This is a genomic window from Calothrix sp. CCY 0018 (assembly GCF_963920925.1).
GTDB lineage: Bacteria > Cyanobacteriota > Cyanobacteriia > Cyanobacteriales > Nostocaceae > Rivularia.
Map to the genome: position 1 here is coordinate 1 of NZ_CAWUDI010000110.1, position 1,694 is coordinate 1,694.

Here is a 1,694-nt window from a genome sequence, read left to right on the forward strand (position 1 = left end):
TTGACACTCCCAGCATTCCGCTTCGCTAAAATACTGGGATTCTTATTTCACTTACAGGGAAGTACTACGCAGAGGGGGCTTACTCGCTCCGTGCCATAGCTTAACCCTAGCTGCGGTTGTCAAAGTCCGCCTACGTAGTCTGCTTAGGTCTAAGCCTAAGTTTCTACTTACTTTTCGCATTATGTTAGCGCTACCGTTAAGGTCGGCGTTCACAATATAGCCTTCAGAAGTGCGATACAAGCCACGTCTAGTTCTTTTACCCGATGCTTTCCACCCGTCCGGTTTTTTACCGAACTGAGGTAGGGAGTCGCCATCTAAATAGCTAGATTTGCTCGTGTATGCTTCCTCTGTCTCTGTAAACTTAATGCCATGTAGTTTACAAAGCTGTTCTAATCGATCTTTAAATTTACCTAATGGCATCTGAACAAACTTTTGATTATTAATGCGTCCCATTTTGGCATTAGTTTTAAAAGCCTCGTTCCAGCCTACTATCAAGTTGCCGATACCGTTTTCGATGCAGTGTTCAACAATTAACTTTGCAGCTTTGTTGATACCATCTCGTAATTGGTGATTGCGTTTACGGGTTACTCGGTCAAGCCAAGGGTTCCAAAATCCTTGCGGTTTATTCTCTTTATAGGTAGCTACTTTTTTATTCCATAGTTGGTTCATTGCTTTTACGTGACGAGCATCAACCAAGAAAGAATTACCATTAGTGTCAACGCACGCGGCTAAGTTATCGGCTGTTCCAAGGTCAATAGATAGGGCACGCGAGAAATCTAGGCTAGCTGTTTGTAGTGTTAATTCGTAGCTGCATTCGAGGTAATATGCACCATTCTTAGGGAGAATAGTAAATTCTTTAACTTTGTCAAAATCTAAATTTGACGGCATGGGTAAAAGAAAGTCAGATATTCCAAACCACCGTTTGACAGTTAGTCCTAAAGGAAATCTAATTTCACTACCCTTTAAGCTCGGCTTGCCAGCACCAACATTAGGGTACGCAACTTTGAACAGTTTAGAGCCTTTTAAGTAGCCTGGTGGTTTTGGCTTAAACGGTAATTCTCCTTTAAAAAATAGCTCTCTAAGCTCACGGTAGGATTTAAACGCTTCTGCTACCGACATCAAAGTTTGTTGAGCAGGAACAGACGGCATAGACTGTGCTATAGCTGTCTTCCCTACTGTTTCTTCGTATATCAGATCAAACTTGCCCGTCAAAAGCTTTCCAGTCTTAAAGAACTTTTGACGTGCAAAATAGACTCCGCTGTTGTATAGCTTTCCTGATTGTTCGCAAAGGTAATCCAAGACTGCTTTAACTTCTTCGCTAGGATGCAACAATACTTGCTGTACCCCCATCTGCTTTTTATTTTTTTTAGTTTTCTTGTTTTTCGTAATTGACCGACCTTTCAATGTTTACTATCCTATTAGTATACGAATAACTTCAGGAATTGTGAATGACTTTCAAAAAAAACCACAAGCAAGGAGCTTTACCTTACGGGGAGAAGCCTCTCGGAATTAAACCAGTTAGTTTTAAACCGAGACAAGGACAATTAGAAAAATTGAAAACCGTTCCAAATTGGCAGGAACTGCTGAGAGATTATATCGATATCTTAGTAGAAGAACACTGTGACTAAAGTCACTAACTAGCTTATATCCCAGCTTTAAAAAGACTGGGTTTTACGCTGCTTGAATTCAGATAA

At 40.6% G+C, this 1,694-nt stretch carries 2 protein-coding genes; one reads left to right on the forward strand and one right to left on the reverse strand.

The features are described from left to right. Positions 1-51: 51 nt before the first annotated feature. Positions 52-1,350, reverse strand: a complete 1,299-nt coding sequence (locus ACM03V_RS34335) for an RNA-guided endonuclease InsQ/TnpB family protein (protein WP_414625289.1) — start codon at positions 1,348-1,350, stop codon at positions 52-54. Positions 1,351-1,448: 98 nt separating this feature from the next. On the opposite strand from ACM03V_RS34335, the gene ACM03V_RS34340 reads away from it, so the two are divergent. Continuing rightward, a complete protein-coding gene (locus tag ACM03V_RS34340; protein WP_414625288.1) occupies positions 1,449-1,628 on the forward strand; it encodes a hypothetical protein in 180 nt (59 codons plus the stop codon). Positions 1,629-1,694: the final 66 nt, after the last annotated feature.